We start from the raw sequence: 16108 nt of genomic DNA, 5'->3' as shown, positions 1-16108 counted from the left end.
CTTCTCTAGAGGCAAAGAGCGCCTCAAGGTCAGAAGCTCTATCCGCCTCACATTCTGAACGAGCCACTTTCGCTTTTTATTAACATTTGTTACAATAGTAAAAATAGAGGAGGGACGTTATATGCCAAAAGGTACAGGTAAGGTTATTGCACAAAATAAAAAAGCGTTTCATGATTATTTCATCGAAGAAACATACGAAGCAGGGCTTGTCCTTCAAGGAACGGAAATTAAGTCGATTCGCGCTGGTCGCGTGAACTTGAAAGATGCGTTTGCACGTGTACATAATGGTGAAGTATGGGTTCATAATATGCACATTAATACATACGAACAAGGGAATCGTTTCAACCATGATCCACTCCGTACGAGAAAATTACTTCTTCATAAAAAAGAAATTGATAAGCTAGCGGGCGCTGCAAAAGAAACAGGTTACGCATTAGTTCCACTTAGAATCTATTTGAAAAATGGATTTGCAAAAATGGCACTTGGTTTAGCAAAAGGTAAGAAACAATACGATAAACGTCACGATTTAAAAGAGAAAGAAGCAAAACGTGAAATTGCACGCGTGTTCCGTGATCGCCAAAAGATGTAATACAGATATTTACATTTGTAAAACGGCGCGCGTATGATATAATAACTTATGTAAGGTTGTTGCACATTGAAAAACAGCTCTTAGTAGCTATCACGATATTTTCTTCGTATGCTCCATTTTTATCATGGGGACGTTACGGATTCGACAGGGATAGTTCGAGCTTAGGTTGCGAGTCGAGGGGATCGGCCTCGTTAAAACGTCAAAGCCTATAATTGGCAAACAAAACAATCTTTCTTTAGCTGCTTAATTGCACTAAAGGTTCCTCCCTCCATCGTCCATGTGGTAGGGTAAGGGACTCAAACTAAGTGGACTACGCCGGAGTTCGCCGTCTGAGGACAAAGGAAGAGAACAACCAGACTAGCAACTTGGAAGCCTGTCGATAGGCCGAAGAGTTCGCGAAATGCTAATATATCGACTACACTCGTAGAAGCTTAAGTGCCGATATTTTTGGACGTGGGTTCGACTCCCACCGTCTCCACCAATACATATTTGGTGGTTTTTTATTTTGTATGATATGAACCATAACTTTGCCAGGTTGGCGAGGTTATGGTTCTTTTTGTTTGTGGTTTTATAGAATGCTGAAGTTGATGGGACGATATCTCTGAAATAGAAAATAAAGAAATGGTTATTGACGATAAGCAGGTAGATAATATAGCTGCTAGTAAACGCCCAATTGTTGAGTTCTTATTATTTTTTCACTTTATTCGAATCTTCATATGTTTTGTGTTTTTATCCATACCTATTGTAAGATTATATAGAGTTCTCCTAATAAACTGTTTTAATGGATTATTTAGGGGTTTTAAATTTATAAATCTTAAATTATTTTTTTGGGATAATTTTTTTATCTAAATAATTTATATTGAAGTAGAGGTGAACCATCGGTGAAGCAGGTGTTGGTGATTAAAAATGAACGGTCTTCAGCAAAGAAAATCGTAAGCGGTTTAACGCAAGAAGGCTACTTCATTTTAAAACTTCACAATGAAAACGAAGGTTTAAATATAATATATGAACAAGATTGGGATATTATCATATTGGATTGGGATTCATTAAGTATATCTGGACCAGAAATTTGCAGACAAATACGACTTGTTAAAACGACACCGATCATTATTGTGACTGACAATATTTCTAGTAAGGATTGCGTAGCAGGGTTACAAGCAGGAGCAGATGATTATATAAGAAAACCATTTGCGAAAGAAGAATTAGTAGCAAGAGTTCAAGCAATTTTAAGGAGAAGTGATTGTAACCAGCAAAAGGAGATAAACTTTTTTCAGTTTAAAGATCTCTTTGTTGATGCATCTAGCAATATTGTGAAAAAAGGTGGCAAAAACCTCTCGCTTACTAAGCGGGAGTACGATTTACTTGTATTTTTAATCAAGAATAAAAACACAATATTGAGCCGTGAAATGCTTTTGAATCAAGTATGGGGATATAATGTAGTAGTAAATCCAAATGTAGTAGACTTATATATTGGGTATGTAAGAAAAAAGTTAAAGTGCGAGAAGAAAGAGAGATATATTCAAACGATACACGGCAGAGGCTATTCAATGATTGAATGATAAAATAAGGTAATAGAAAACGAGTAAAACTATTACATTCAGTTTTACTCGTTTTTTTGTTAAATGTGATAATCAAATAGTTTCTGAGAAATATTAATAGATGAAAACTGTAAAAAGAATATTTCTATCAGGCAATGGATTATGAAAACATTAGCTATTAATGAGCATCTTTTGGGTAGTGTGGAGGGGACGATTCTAGCTCGCATTAGTTGAGACCGGATCTACTGAAAGTGTCTACTCGAAAAAAATCGACACGCTCTGAAGAATAAAGGTTAATCAATACGCCCGACTTCACATATTACTTTTTATGCCTGATTTTATGAATTCACACCATTCACAAGATTTTCACAGAATTAATGACTATACTAATTAACAGGATGTTCAAATGAAAATGATTATCAATAGCGATTCAATTGAATAAAAGTTACCTTCTAATTCAATCTATGGATGTCATCATTTTCGAAATAAATCACACTATAAGGAGTATACATATGAAAAAATCTATGCTTTTAAAATTAGTGAGTATTCTAGCAGTTTTCACTTTAATGTTAGTAGCTTGCTCAGATTCAAGTAAAGAAACTTCGAAGGCTAATAATAAAGATAATGGTAGTGATAAGCCAAAAACGGTTGAAATCACTGATGCTCATGGAACTGTTAAAGTCCCTGTAAACCCAAAGAATGTAGTTGCTTTGGATAACAGAACTTTTGAAACTTTATCTGATTGGGGAATTAAATTAGCGGCTGCTCCAAAGGATATCATGCCTGCTGATTCAGCATATAAAAAGGATGAAAAAGTTCAAAATATTGGGAATCACCGTGAACCAAATCTAGAAATTATTGCAGCGGCAAACCCTGACCTTGTAATCGTTGGTCAAAGATTTGCTGACCATTACGAAGAAATCAAAAAATTAGTACCAAATGCAGCAGTTATTGATCTTAATTTTGATGTTTCTGAGAAAGCTACTAAGCCTGGCGAAAACTTAGTAAAAGGACTTAAAGATTCTACAATTACTTTAGGAAAAATCTTTAATAAAGATAAAGAAGCTAAACAATTAGTAGCTGATTTTGATAAATCTATTGAAAAAGCAAAATCTGCTTATAACGGAAAAGATAAAGTTATGAGTGTTATCGTTACTGGTGGTAATATTGGTTTTGCTGCGCCGCACTCTGGTCGCGTTTGGGGACCAATGTATGAAATTTTCGGTTGGACTCCAGCGTTAGAAGTTTCAAATTCTACTGCAGGTCATAAAGGTGATGACGTTTCTGTTGAAGCTATTGCACAAACAAATCCTGATTGGATTTTCGTATTAGATCGTGATGCTGCAACATCTGATGCAGCTAAGTCAACACCTGCTAAGGATGTTATTTCTAAATCACCTGCTCTTCAAAACACAACTGCTGTTTCTAAAAAACAAGTTATTTATGCACCAGAAGATACTTACACAAATGAATCAATTCAAACTTATATAGAGTTATTTGGAAATATGGCAAAAACTTTAGCTAAGTAGTGTAAAGGGGTACGAAACAGTGTCAAAAAATATGATTTCTAGGGTTGAGAATATTTCTCAACCCCAGTTTTATAATCAAAATAAAATATGGACAAAACCTTTTATAATAGCAGTTATAGTTGTTATAATTTTAGGGATTATATCACTGTTTACTGGAGTTTATGATATACGTGGACAAGAGGACGGGACAGAGATGTTTTTCATAACTCGTGTTCCGAGAACAGCTGCATTAATGCTTACTGGAGCTGCGATGGCGATGGCAGGGCTCGTAATGCAACTCATTACACAGAATCGCTTTGTTGAACCTACTACAACGGGGACTATTGAATGGTCAGGCTTAGGCCTGCTTTTTGTGTATTTATTATTTCCTGCCCCGACTTTAGTTCAAAGAATGACTGGTGCAATCATTTTTTCTTTTATAGGAACTATGATTTTCTTTCTATTTTTAAGAAGAGTTAAGCTTCGTTCGTCTTTAATTGTTCCGATTATTGGATTGATGCTTGGAGCAGTAATTTCTGCAGTGTCTACTTTTTTAGGACTCCTTTTTCAAAAGACGCAAAGTATTGAAACTTGGTTTGTAGGTTCATTTGCTAACATTCAGGTGGGAAGATATGAATATTTATGGCTGATTGTTATCATTACTTTTCTTATTTTTATGTATGCTAATAGATTGACTTTAGCTGGACTAGGAGAAGATGTCGCAACAAGTCTTGGAGTTAATTACAATAGAATTGTTCTTTTTGGGACTGCTCTTATCTCTGTTGCAGTTGGAATTGTTGCAGCTGTTATTGGACACTTACCTTTCTTAGGATTAATTGTGCCAAATATCGTTTCAATGTTTAGAGGTGATGATCTTAGGAGTAATTTACCTTGGGTTTGTGTGATCGGAATGGGATCAATAACTGCCTGTGATATCATTTCTCGAACAATTATAAAGCCTTTTGAATTACCTGTTTCATTAATCCTTGCAACAGTGGGAGCAGTCGTGTTTATTACTATTTTATTGAGAAAAAGAAAACCAAGGAGGCTACGATGATCACATTAGAATATAGAAATAAAGAAAATGTCGAAATCGATTCTAGCCTTCATAATGAAAGTAGATCAGCTAGCGCTTTTCGTTCTAAGAAGGAAGCAAGGCGTTATTGGATTTTACTGATAACATTGATTGGTTTAGGTCTCCTTTCTTCATATGGCCTTTTAGTGTATAACAATCCAGTTCCGATAGATTCACCTTCTTTTATCCCAGTCGTTAAGAGAAGGATAGTAGCTATTGTTGCAATGATTATTGCTGCGGTTTGCCATAGCTTGTCGACAGTTGCTTTCCAATCTATTACGAATAATAAAATTATTACTCCTTCACTTTTAGGTTTCGAATCACTTTATTCAGCAATTCAAACGAGTACAGTATTCTTCTTTGGTGCTAGTGCGTTAATAAATTTTAATGGAATTGGATCATTTTTATTCCAAGTTGTTGTTATGGTCTTCATGAGTTTGATACTTTATGGATGGTTACTTTCCGGTAAATACGGGAATTTACAACTTATGCTTTTAGTTGGAATTATTATTGGTACCGGGCTAAATTCTGTGTCAACTTTCATGAGAAAACTACTTGCGCCTTCAGAATTTGATATTTTACAAGCAAGATTATTTGGTTCTGTTAATCATGCAGATCCTGCATATTTTCCTATTGTAATTCCTATGATCATAATTGTAGCAGTATTAATTTTTGCTCATTCTAAGAATTTGAATGTTTTGTCACTAGGAAAGGATGTTGCTACTTCTTTTGGAGTTAAATATCAACCTAGTGTAATTTATACGCTTGTATTAGTAGCTATTTTGATGTCTATTTCAACAGCTCTAATTGGGCCACTTACTTTCTACGGCTTTTTAGTAGCGACTTTGAGTTATCAGGCGGCGTCAACTTATGATCATAGATATATTTTCCCAATGGCTTTTGCCATAGGATTTTTAATAATGACGAGTGCATACTTTTTAATGTATCATGTATTCCATGCTCAAGGTGTAGTTTCAGTTATTATTGAATTATTTGGTGGAATCATATTTTTAACTATAGTTTTAAGGAAGAGGGCTTTATGATAAAAATTGATAATGTTAAAAAGTTCTATACTGATAAGGTAAAAATAGGACCTTTGGATATTGAAATACCAAAAGCAGGCTTTACTTCTTTAATTGGACCAAATGGTGCTGGAAAGTCAACGACACTTTTGATGATTGGCAGACTTTTAGATATGGATGAAGGTCAAATTCAGGTAGCAAATATGGATGTTTCTGAATCTAAATCGAAAGACTTAGCAAAAGTTTTGACTATATTGCGACAAGAAAATCATTTTGTAACTAGGCTTACAGTTAGACAATTAGTTGGATTTGGGCGCTTTCCTTATTCAAAGGGAAGGTTGACTAAAGAAGATGAGGTTATCATTTCTAAATATATCGATTTCTTAGATTTAACTAGTTTAGAGAATAGATATTTAGATGAGCTTTCTGGTGGTCAAAGACAAAGGGCATATGTAGCGATGGTACTGTGCCAAGAGACGGAATATGTACTTTTGGACGAACCTTTGAACAACCTTGATGTTGCTCGTTCTGTTCAAATGATGGAGCATTTAAGACGTGCAGCTAATGAATTTGGAAGAACAATTTTGACTGTTATGCATGACATAAATTTTGCAGCTAAATACTCGGATAAAATTTGTGCTATGAAAGATGGACAAATTGCTGCTTTTGGAACAGTAGAAGAGGTTATGGACTCAACACTTTTGACAGATATTTTTGAAACAAAAATAGAAATTATTAATGGTCCTTATGGGCCAATAGCAGTTTATTAGTTATAAAATGTCTTGCGTAGATTATGCAAGACACTCTAGTTGAAGTTGCTGTCTGTATTTTATAGGCAGCAGCTTTTTTTATGTGATTACTCATAAAATGCAAAAGAATGCTTCACCTTTTCAAGTATGTACCAAACGAAAAAATATCTCTGTATAATTTTTCAAAAGAATTCAGCTTGTTTTTTGTATATGTAATATTGCATATCAGAGTGTATTGATAAAAGTGTAAGGGGTCACTATAATGAGGGCATAAAGATAAATCACATTTTCGTAGCAATAAAAAGGAGGAAATAATATGGAAATCGCAATGGCAGTTTTAAAATTTGTAGGTGGCGTAATCCCGTTAATTCAAGAACTTTTAAAAGCATTTATGTAAATTTATTAGTTAGCAATCATTTATCAATCATTATCATATTTTACTAAAAAAAGAACGGGGTGATTTTTCTGAATATTAAGAAAAACACTAAAAGAAGAAAGTTCCTTGCATGTTTATTAGTTAGTCTATGCACTATTAATTATTCATCTATTTCCTTCGCAGAAACACAAGCAAGTAATGCAACTGATGTAACCAAAAATGCTAGTGGCATTGATACTGGTATAGCAAATCTTAAATATAATAATCAAGAGGTTTTAGCTGTAAATGGTGATAAAGTAGAAAGTTTTGTTCCGAAAGAAAGTATCAATTCAAATGGTAAATTTGTAGTAGTGGAACGCGAGAAAAAATCACTTACAACGTCACCAGTCGATATTTCAATTATTGATTCTGTAGTGAATCGCACGTATCCAGGAGCTGTACAACTTGCTAATAAAGCTTTTGCAGACAATCAACCGAGTTTATTAGTGGCTAAGAGAAAGCCTTTGAATATTAGTATAGACTTACCGGGCATGAGAAAAGAAAATACAATCACTGTCCAAAATCCGACATATGGTAATGTAGCTGGAGCAGTAGACGATTTAGTATCTACTTGGAATGAAAAGTATTCTACAACACATACGTTACCTGCAAGAATGCAGTATACGGAATCTATGGTTTATAGTAAATCACAAATTGCAAGTGCTCTTAATGTTAACGCTAAATATCTTGATAACAGTCTAAATATTGATTTTAATGCGGTTGCAAATGGAGAGAAAAAAGTGATGGTAGCGGCGTATAAGCAAATATTTTATACGGTAAGTGCTGAACTACCTAACAATCCATCCGACCTTTTTGATAATAGCGTTACTTTTGACGAGTTAACTCGAAAAGGCGTAAATAATTCGGCTCCACCTGTTATGGTTTCAAATGTAGCTTATGGTAGAACGATTTATGTAAAATTAGAAACAACATCTAAGAGCAAAGATGTACAAGCTGCTTTTAAAGCCTTACTTAAGAATAACAGCGTTGAAACAAGTGGACAGTATAAAGATATTTTTGAAGAAAGTACCTTTACTGCTGTAGTATTAGGCGGAGATGCGAAAGAACATAACAAGGTTGTTACTAAAGATTTCAATGAAATCCGAAATATTATTAAAGATAATGCTGAATTAAGTCTTAAAAATCCAGCATACCCAATTTCATATACAAGTACTTTCTTAAAAGATAATGCAACTGCTGCTGTTCATAACAATACAGATTATATTGAGACGACAACTACAGAATATTCAAGTGCTAAAATGACACTTGATCATTACGGTGCTTACGTTGCTCAATTTGATGTATCTTGGGATGAATTCACATTTGATCAAAAGGGTAACGAAGTACTAACACATAAAACGTGGGATGGTAGTGGAAAAGACAAAACGGCTCATTACTCTACAGTTATCCCTCTTCCACCGAATTCAAAAAATATAAAAATTGTAGCAAGAGAATGTACAGGTCTTGCATGGGAATGGTGGAGAACAATTATTAATGAACAAAACGTTCCATTAACAAATGAAATAAAAGTTTCAATTGGAGGAACAACATTATACCCAACAGCTAGTATTAGTCATTAAGTATAAAAAAACACTTTTTCCACGGAAGAAGTGTTTTTTTATAGGGAATACAAATAAAATTATTTTCAAAATATGTGGTTGGAATTCAAGTAAACGCAATTTTAGTGAATACATTTTAAAGTCTTGCAATCAAATCAATCTTGATATATAGTTTAGTTAAGTAAACTAAATCAAATTGTATTCGGGGGTTTTGAAATGGAAAAAGAAATAATTTCAAACGAAAATAAACAAAAAAAGCCATTGCTTTTTAAAATTGGAATAGGACTTCTAATCATATATGTTCTACTTTGGGGAAGTGCTTTAATCATACCATTTACTTCACTTTCGACGCAGGTAAAGACCATTGTCATTCCAGGGTGTATAGTAATAGGAGAAATTCTATTTTTGATAGGTGCTGTCTTTGTTGGAAAAGAAGTGGTGGCAAAATATAAAAAGTATTTAAACCCGAAAAATTGGAGAAGAAAAGGTGAGAGAGAGAAGTATGATAAATAAAAATATAGCTGAGGAAATCAATCAAACACTTGAAGAACTATGGATATTACTTGAAACGAAAGAAAGATCTTATACGAATTTTAATTTAAATAATCAGCAATATACGTTGTTAACATTAATTATTAGGTACCCATCATCCACTCCTAAAGAGTTAGCTGAAAAAATGAATGTGACGAAAAGTGCCATTAGCCAGCAGTTAGTGAAACTTGAAACGGAAGGATATATTTTCAGAAGGCAACATGCAGAAGATAAACGTGCATTTTCAGTTGAATTAGGTGAGAAAGGCTTGTTATATAAAAAAGAAATGGACGCATATATGCAACAGGTTTCTGAAAAATATTATGCAAGTTTATCACCTGAAGAGTTAACAAACCTTTTATCAGCGCTTCAAAAGCTAACGAAAGTAATTGATGAGCTGTAGTGGTTATTCAATGTAAAAAATAGTATACGCTGAACAAAACGGTCAGCGTATACTAATTCATGTTTCGAATATAAAAAGTAGATTTTTAATCAAATCAATTAAAAACTAAATTGTGGTTTCATATCACCTTTATAAGGTTCATGTTCAACGAATATAGTTATATCCTTACCAGTTTGGTCTTTACCAGTTCTTTTATACGTAAATTTATTCTTATTTAGTTCAGTAAGCTCAAGAGCAGCACCGTATTTATTATTTCCAATTGAAACATGGGCTCTTATTTTATTTTCGTGTACAACATCGAAGTAGCCATAATCACCGCGGCTTTGACCTGTTTCGCTATTGAAGAACTCATATTTATTAGATTTGTCATCAAATTTTGCTAAACTTATAAAATTCGAATTAAACTGTGTTACATCGTTACCAGCTTCGTCTAATACCTTTGTTCCGTGCCAAAGGGTACCGCCTAGAATTTTATCTCCATCAACGTTTTTAACAATATCTCCTGTAGTCGTGTTCAGCTGCTTGTCCGGATCAGTGAAAGAAAGTTCTTTTTCTTTATATGGGACATGTTCAACGAAAACTTCTACATCTTTACCGTTAGCGTCTTTCCCCATTCGTTTATAAGTAAATACATTTTTGTTTAGTTTTGTCATGTCAACGACAGCTTGATACTTCATTGATTCTGAAATTAATATTCTCTTCTTCCCATCATTTGTGACAAAGAAGGTTCCTTTATCGCCACGACTTGCACCTGTTTTAGCATCAAAAAATTCATATCTGCCTGACTTCGCATCATATTTTGCAAGACCAATGAAGTTTGCATTCTCTTTTGTTAAGTCATTCTTATCTTTGTCATACACTCGTGTACCTTGCCAATTTGTCTCGCTAAGAATATTAGCCATTTTTTGCCCTTTAGTTAATTTATTTTCCTTTTTTGTTTCTTTAGCAACTTGTTCTTGTTTTTGTTTCCCATGATTTTCTTCAGCTTTAGTACCAGCACACCCTGTTAATGCTAATGTGAATCCGAGCAATACGGATGATAGTGCTTTTGCTTTTTTGTTCATGTTTTATCGTCTCCTTATTTTATGATTTCAAGTAGTACGGTTAGCGATTATAGTAGCAGTGCGTCATATATGAACTTAGTTGCTACGTTTCTTATGTTAATACCCGACTATAAACTGCCTCTAAATAAAACATTAAAAAAAGATAAACTAATTCCTAAAATTTGTTCATATTTATAAAAAATTGCTAGCTTGCTGTAGTGCCTACGAGTAATCCAAAAAATACATTGTAAAGAAGAAGGAAAGCCGCTAATAATAATGTAATTGCTAATTGTAGCTATGCGGAAGTAATAACGTTGTGAAACGATTTTGGGGTATATAGTTTCAGTGTGAAAAAAGTGAAAGTTGCTATAAGTACAAATGGATTTTGTGGACTTCACGGCAAAGTTATAGATAGAGTGACATTGCAGGGTTAAAAACCATAACTTTGCTGGAGGATCGGGTTATGGTTTTTTTATGAGGAAATACGATTTTAAGTTTTTGCTGAAGGTGTTTTTCTAGGATATGCTGTGAGTGATTGGAGTGAGGTAGTGTCAGATATTGTCGACCGATCGATATATTGGAAAAATCGTTGATATATTGTGAGTTGTGATAGATATATTGGAAAAATCGTTGATATATTGTGAGTTATGATAGATATATTGAAAAAATCGTTGATATATTTGTAAAGGGGTGTTTGAGGTGATTGTGAAAGAAAGAAAAATGCCGATTTATATAAGACAGTTAGAAGCACTGCTTAGAAGGTTACCTGTACATCATCCAAAACGAAATTTAATTGGAGAAAACTTGGCAAAACACATGGCGGGGTATAAAGGGGAGCAAGCAATTGATTATCCACTTAGTTTTATTTCTGAGAAAGAGTATAGTGTTTTACATGATGTTCGCTTATCTAATCATGATCAATACTTTCAAATTGATACTATTATCATTTCCACAAAGTTTCTTCTTTTTCTTGAGATAAAAAATATAGCAGGTACATTAATGTTTGATGCAAAGTTTAATCAACTTATCCGAATAACAGAAGGAAATTCAGAGGGATTTCCAGATCCGGTTTTACAAATAAAAAGGCAAGAAATACAATTAAAGAAATGGTTAAGCTTACATGGATTTTCCTCTAGTCTTCCAATCGAGTCCCTCGTTGTTATTAGCTCGCCTCGTACCATTATAAAATCTTCAGATGACAATCTTCTTCATACAATTATTCATAGTGCAAATTTACCTCATAAAATAAAGTGGTTTGAAAGTAAATATAAGAGAAAAGTTATAGATAATGTAGATAGGCTCATTCATCAAATATTAACGGAGCATTCTCCACTTCAACAAAATATACTTGAGCAATATAAAATAGAAAAAGAGGAGTTGTTAAATGGAGTACAATGTGAGAAATGCTTAGTTATTCCAATGGTTAAAGTGAAGAAGGGCTGGCGTTGTACAAGTTGTAAAGATTTTTCAAAAGTGGCACATGAGGATGCTATACGAGATTATGCATTGCTCATTAGTACGACATGTACGAACGGTAATTTGAAAGAGTTTCTCCATGTTTCGTCGGGTATGGTTGTAAACAGAATTCTCCACACACTAAATCTCCCCTACACTGGAAACAACAAAGGACGAATATATGATTTAACTTCTTTCCAATCGTAATTTTGCTATAATAAATAAGTACTTATACGAAGGGGAGTCTAAAGAGAAAATGAAGTCATTTAATATCGATCATGTTATAGCTAGCGTTTTGCAATGGATATTAAATATAGCTTTAATTATATTATCCATTGTGTTATCGATTTTCTTAGTGAATGAGACAATTACGTTTGTGCAGTATATTTTTTCGGCAAAAGAGTATACGTCTTATAAATTGGTTGAAAGTATCATCGTCTATTTCTTATACTTCGAGTTCATTGCATTAATTATTAAGTATTTTAAATCGAACTATCATTTCCCGTTACGTTATTTTATTTATATCGGAATTACGGCCTTAATTCGATTGATTATTGTGTCTCATGAGGAACCGATGGAGACGTTATTATACGCAGGAGCAATTCTTGTTTTAGTTATTGCTTTATACATATCGAATATGAGAGATTTGAGAAAAGAGTAGTAGTGCAGACATAAGTTTGCACTACTTTTTTATATCTTGACCTTCAAGTTGCTTGAAAGTTTACAATGAAATTAGGGCGTTTGAAATCGAAAAAAATTGAGAAATTAAGTGAAGAGGTTTCTTTTACTTGGAGGTTATAGGAATGAATCAGGAATTGAAGTTACGTCCATTGGAACGAGAAGATTTAAAGTTCGTACACGAACTGAATAATAATGCGCATATTATGTCGTATTGGTTTGAAGAGCCATATGAGGCATTTGTGGAGCTGCAAGACTTATACGATAAACATATACATGATCAAAGCGAACGCCGATTTATCGTTGAGAAAGACAATGAAATGGTTGGATTAGTTGAGTTAGTAGAAATCGATTATATTCATCGTAGAACAGAATTCCAAATTATTATTGATCCGAATTATCAAGGATATGGTTATGCAGTGGATGCGACGCGTTTAGCAATGGATTACGCTTTTTCCGTACTAAATATGCATAAGATTTATTTAGTTGTAGATAAGGAAAATGAAAAAGCAGTACATGTTTATAAAAAAGTTGGGTTTATGATAGAAGGTGAGCTTATCGATGAGTTTTTCGTTGATGGTAATTATCATAATGCGATAAGAATGTGTATGTTCCAAAAGGCATACTTTGGCACAAAATAACTGACTGGAAGAGCTATAGATAAAATATTATCTGTAGCTTTTTTGTGATGCGAAAAAACATTTTTATTGCAAAACGATAAATAATTGTTGATTTTTAATAATTTCAGGCGTATTATGATGGTAATAAAATCAGTGAGAATTAAAGGAGAGTATATGATGAAAAATAAATACGTAGTAGCTATTTCTTTCATGATTTTAGCGATTATTTCTTTAACTATACATGCTTCAAACAGTAAAGTAGGAGCGGATGGATTCCTTGAAGAACCTTTCTTTTTCCTAGTACCGATAAGTTATGTATTATTCCTTAGTGGTATTGGTGTATTATTATTTGGATTTATTACTTCAAAGCTGAAAAAGGGCAATAAATAGGGGTTACCAATAGGGACGAAACACTCACTATGAAATAGAAACATACCATATGGAAGAAAAAGAATAAGTGAGATGAATCATGATGAACCATCATTTTTATAATGGAAGACAAGTAGGAGCAGCTATTACGCTGGCTGGGGCACAGGGAACAATTCATGCTATGAATCAAGCTATTCAAATGCAACAACAAGTATATTTTGCACAAATGATGCAAAATCAGTATATGCCGTATTCACAGCTTCCGATGCAAATTGTACATTACGATGTACATCCAGCTGGTATATTTTCCATTCCATATGGCGGAACATACTTCTTATGAAAAAAAGCGACTCAATAGAGTCGCTTTTTTTTTATATTCCGCCTAGCTTCATTCCAAGGAATGCGAAGAGGATACCAATTATGTAAGTAGCGCTTAAGTATAAAAGGAAAGTGCTAATATTTTTTCGATTGAGAAGTTGAACAGCTTCTAGTTTAAACGTAGAAAATGTAGTGAATGCACCCATAAATCCAGTACCTAATAATAGTTGCCAGCCTGTAGTGACCCCGTTGCCAATTATATATCCAAGTAAAAACGCCCCTGTTATATTAATAAGGAATGTAGCAAGTGGAAATTGTGTTTTATTTCTTTTCTTAAACCAATTGCTAATTGCAAATCGTGTAATCGCACCGAAAAATCCTCCTGTTGCGACTAATAAAGCTTCTATCATGAGTAATCACCTTCTGTAAGAGATTTCTTAATTAAGAAATCTCCAAGTGTATAGCCAAGGCCAGACATAATGAGGCCACCAAGTATGCTGCATGATACATATAAGAAGGCTATGCTCCACTCAGAATGATTGATCAATTGCACAGTTTCTACACTAAATGTTGAAAAAGTCGTAAAGGAACCGATGAATCCAGTTCCGATGCCTGTGATAACCTCTGAAGGTAAGATGTTTAGCCGAGCGATATAAGTAGTTAGCCACGCTAAGAAAAAGCAACCGATTAAGTTAATGAGTAATGTTGCCAATGGAAATGAATGATGCCAAAATGTGTTGATATTAAGACCTAAATAATAACGAGAAAGAGCTCCTAATATACCAGCAATGCCAACGATAATATAAATCAATTTTCTCACCTCTTTAAATAGCTTGCTCAAAAAAATAGACTCCTACCAGTATCCATACTGGTAGGAGTCATTAGCTAAGCAGCGTTTATGGCGAACTCCATCGCCTATGATTATTACATATAGTGTACTAAATATACCGTTTAATTTCCAGTGAGGAGGAGGGTGTAACTTTTCTTTTTTTGATGTCTGAAGGCTTTTTAAGTAATTAAAATGGTATTGATTACTTATCAACTAAATATAGTGATATACGGTTTTAATTATGATAAAATGTTTCTTATGTGTGTCGTTTTGTTTTATTTGACTGAAAATAAAGAAAAATAAATTTGCGTGAAAAGGAGTCATTTATTTGAAGAAATTTTTAAAAATCGTATTTACATGTGTTTTAGTAGTAGCGGGCATTGTAGGAGGATTTCTAGCTTATATGACACTTACTAAAGAACAGCCTGCTGATGTTATAAGCTTGAAGGTAGAGAATAATAAGGAGCGCGTATTAGCGACTGGAAATGAGTTTAAAGTTACAACATTTAATATTGGATATGCTGGGTTAGATAAGGATCAAGATTTCTTTATGGATGGTGGAAAGGGATCTGGTTCAAGTAGTAAAGAGCAAACGGAAACTAATTTAAAGAATATGCTTTCGTTTTTACAAAATGAGAATAGTGATTTTGCACTATTACAAGAAGTTGATATAAAGTCACTTCGTTCATTTGATGTAAATGAACATGAATTTTTGAAAAAAGGATTACCTGATTATGTTTCGTCATTTGGCAAGAACTACGATACGAAATGGGTTCCAGTGCCAATAACAAATCCAATGGGATATGCGGAGGCTGGATTAAGTACGTTTTCTAAATACACTGTTCAAGAAGCGAAGAGGTTCCAGCTGCCTGGAATGGAGCCTTGGCCAAAGCGTTTGTTTGATTTAGATCGAGCAATTGTGGAATATAAAATTCCTGTTAATAATGGAAAACATGTTAGACTCGTAAATTTACATTTGTCTGCTTATGATGAAGGCGGGAAAATTAGAAAACAGCAAGTAGAGTACTTAAAAGAATATATGAACAAGCATTATGAAAATGGTGATTACGTAATAATGGGCGGAGATTGGAATCAATTAGTTTCAAACGCTCAATTAAGTGATCCGAAGTTCGTGAAAGAGCGCCCTGAGTGGTTAGTAGAGTTACCGAAGGACTTTACAGACGGTGGCTTTAAGTGGGCTGTAGATCCGTCTGTTATGACTGTGAGAGATGATGTAAAGAAATATGTAGAAGGTGAAAATTTCGTCACTATTATTGATGGCTTTATCGTTTCACCGAATGTAGAGATTGTAAATGTACAAGGGAAAGATTTAAAGTTTGAAAATAGCGATCATAACCCAGTAAGTGCGGTATTTAAACTGAAGTAATTGATATGTATAAGTAGAAG

General features: G+C 33.8%; 18 protein-coding genes, 1 other RNA gene and 1 riboswitch. Of the genes, 16 read left to right on the top strand and 3 right to left on the bottom strand.

The window, feature by feature from the left end; translation table 11 throughout:
• Nucleotides 1-121: 121 nt before the first annotated feature.
• From smpB to GBN91_RS14585, 10 genes are all read left to right on the top strand, one after another.
• Complete coding sequence (smpB, locus tag GBN91_RS14630) at nucleotides 122-589, top strand: SsrA-binding protein (RefSeq protein WP_001123920.1); 468 nt, start codon at nucleotides 122-124, stop codon at nucleotides 587-589.
• Between the two features lie 126 nt (nucleotides 590-715).
• Nucleotides 716-1070, top strand: a transfer-messenger RNA (tmRNA) gene (ssrA, locus tag GBN91_RS14625).
• Between the two features lie 400 nt (nucleotides 1071-1470).
• Nucleotides 1471-2148, top strand: coding sequence for a response regulator transcription factor (locus GBN91_RS14620; protein WP_033691999.1), 678 nt, complete (start codon nucleotides 1471-1473; stop codon nucleotides 2146-2148).
• Nucleotides 2149-2639: 491 nt separating this feature from the next.
• Nucleotides 2640-3656 (top strand): siderophore ABC transporter substrate-binding protein, encoded by a 1017-nt coding sequence (locus GBN91_RS14615; RefSeq protein ID WP_000749445.1) that lies wholly within the window; start codon nucleotides 2640-2642, stop codon nucleotides 3654-3656.
• A gap of 19 nt (nucleotides 3657-3675) precedes the next feature.
• Complete coding sequence (locus tag GBN91_RS14610) at nucleotides 3676-4692, top strand: ABC transporter permease (protein ID WP_086388916.1); 1017 nt, start codon at nucleotides 3676-3678, stop codon at nucleotides 4690-4692.
• Nucleotides 4689-5753 (top strand): iron chelate uptake ABC transporter family permease subunit, encoded by a 1065-nt coding sequence (locus tag GBN91_RS14605; protein ID WP_000631250.1) that lies wholly within the window; start codon nucleotides 4689-4691, stop codon nucleotides 5751-5753. The genes GBN91_RS14610 and GBN91_RS14605 overlap by 4 nt, the downstream gene beginning before the upstream one ends.
• A complete protein-coding gene (locus GBN91_RS14600) occupies nucleotides 5750-6502 on the top strand; it encodes an iron ABC transporter ATP-binding protein (protein WP_000590071.1) in 753 nt (250 codons plus the stop codon). Before GBN91_RS14605 ends, GBN91_RS14600 begins: the two co-directional genes overlap by 4 nt.
• Nucleotides 6503-6937: 435 nt before the next feature.
• Complete coding sequence (gene alo, locus GBN91_RS14595; RefSeq protein WP_000576726.1) at nucleotides 6938-8476, top strand: anthrolysin O/cereolysin O family cholesterol-dependent cytolysin Alo; 1539 nt, start codon at nucleotides 6938-6940, stop codon at nucleotides 8474-8476.
• 195 nt (nucleotides 8477-8671) lie between these two features.
• Nucleotides 8672-8968, top strand: coding sequence for a transporter suffix domain-containing protein (locus tag GBN91_RS14590; RefSeq protein WP_000409981.1), 297 nt, complete (start codon nucleotides 8672-8674; stop codon nucleotides 8966-8968).
• A complete protein-coding gene (locus tag GBN91_RS14585; protein WP_000608841.1) occupies nucleotides 8958-9389 on the top strand; it encodes a MarR family winged helix-turn-helix transcriptional regulator in 432 nt (143 codons plus the stop codon). Before GBN91_RS14590 ends, GBN91_RS14585 begins: the two co-directional genes overlap by 11 nt.
• 98 nt (nucleotides 9390-9487) lie before the next feature.
• On the opposite strand, the gene GBN91_RS14580 is transcribed toward GBN91_RS14585, so the two are convergent.
• The gene (locus tag GBN91_RS14580; protein ID WP_001034144.1) at nucleotides 9488-10453 is read right to left on the bottom strand and encodes a DUF4822 domain-containing protein; all 966 of its coding nucleotides are present in this window, start codon (nucleotides 10451-10453) and stop codon (nucleotides 9488-9490) included.
• A gap of 684 nt (nucleotides 10454-11137) precedes the next feature.
• On the opposite strand from GBN91_RS14580, the gene GBN91_RS14575 reads away from it, so the two are divergent.
• The 5 genes from GBN91_RS14575 (at nucleotide 11138) to GBN91_RS14555 (ending at nucleotide 13894) form a co-directional block, all read left to right on the top strand.
• Nucleotides 11138-12094, top strand: a complete 957-nt coding sequence (locus GBN91_RS14575) for a nuclease-related domain-containing protein (RefSeq protein WP_086388955.1) — start codon at nucleotides 11138-11140, stop codon at nucleotides 12092-12094.
• A 49-nt stretch (nucleotides 12095-12143) separates the two neighbouring features.
• Nucleotides 12144-12548, top strand: coding sequence for a phosphate-starvation-inducible protein PsiE (psiE, locus tag GBN91_RS14570; RefSeq protein WP_000834708.1), 405 nt, complete (start codon nucleotides 12144-12146; stop codon nucleotides 12546-12548).
• Nucleotides 12549-12690: 142 nt separating this feature from the next.
• Nucleotides 12691-13206 carry a spermidine N1-acetyltransferase gene (gene speG / locus GBN91_RS14565; protein ID WP_001071090.1) on the top strand — a complete coding sequence of 172 codons (516 nt, stop codon included), beginning with the start codon at nucleotides 12691-12693 and terminating at the stop codon, nucleotides 13204-13206.
• A gap of 117 nt (nucleotides 13207-13323) precedes the next feature.
• Nucleotides 13324-13575, top strand: a complete 252-nt coding sequence (locus tag GBN91_RS14560) for a DUF3955 domain-containing protein (RefSeq protein WP_152121653.1) — start codon at nucleotides 13324-13326, stop codon at nucleotides 13573-13575.
• A gap of 79 nt (nucleotides 13576-13654) precedes the next feature.
• Nucleotides 13655-13894, top strand: a complete 240-nt coding sequence (locus GBN91_RS14555; RefSeq protein WP_025709820.1) for a DUF3947 family protein — start codon at nucleotides 13655-13657, stop codon at nucleotides 13892-13894.
• A gap of 31 nt (nucleotides 13895-13925) precedes the next feature.
• Here the strand turns inward: GBN91_RS14555 and crcB (GBN91_RS14550) are convergent, their stop codons facing one another.
• Complete coding sequence (crcB, locus tag GBN91_RS14550; protein WP_000568587.1) at nucleotides 13926-14282, bottom strand: fluoride efflux transporter CrcB; 357 nt, start codon at nucleotides 14280-14282, stop codon at nucleotides 13926-13928.
• On the bottom strand, nucleotides 14279-14683 hold the full coding sequence (gene crcB / locus GBN91_RS14545; protein WP_000639312.1) for a fluoride efflux transporter CrcB: 405 nt from the start codon (nucleotides 14681-14683) through the stop codon (nucleotides 14279-14281). The genes crcB (GBN91_RS14550) and crcB (GBN91_RS14545) overlap by 4 nt, the downstream gene beginning before the upstream one ends.
• A 54-nt stretch (nucleotides 14684-14737) precedes the next feature.
• A riboswitch (Fluoride riboswitch) is annotated at nucleotides 14738-14797 on the bottom strand.
• Between the two features lie 232 nt (nucleotides 14798-15029).
• On the opposite strand from crcB (GBN91_RS14545), the gene GBN91_RS14540 reads away from it, so the two are divergent.
• A complete protein-coding gene (locus tag GBN91_RS14540) occupies nucleotides 15030-16088 on the top strand; it encodes an endonuclease/exonuclease/phosphatase family protein (RefSeq protein ID WP_000714051.1) in 1059 nt (352 codons plus the stop codon).
• Nucleotides 16089-16108 lie beyond the last annotated feature (20 nt).

This window comes from Bacillus sp. B1-WWTP-T-0.5-Post-4 (assembly GCF_009183795.1).
Taxonomy (GTDB): Bacteria; Bacillota; Bacilli; order Bacillales; family Bacillaceae_G; genus Bacillus_A; species Bacillus_A cereus.
This window is presented reverse-complemented; position numbering and strand designations above follow the sequence as displayed.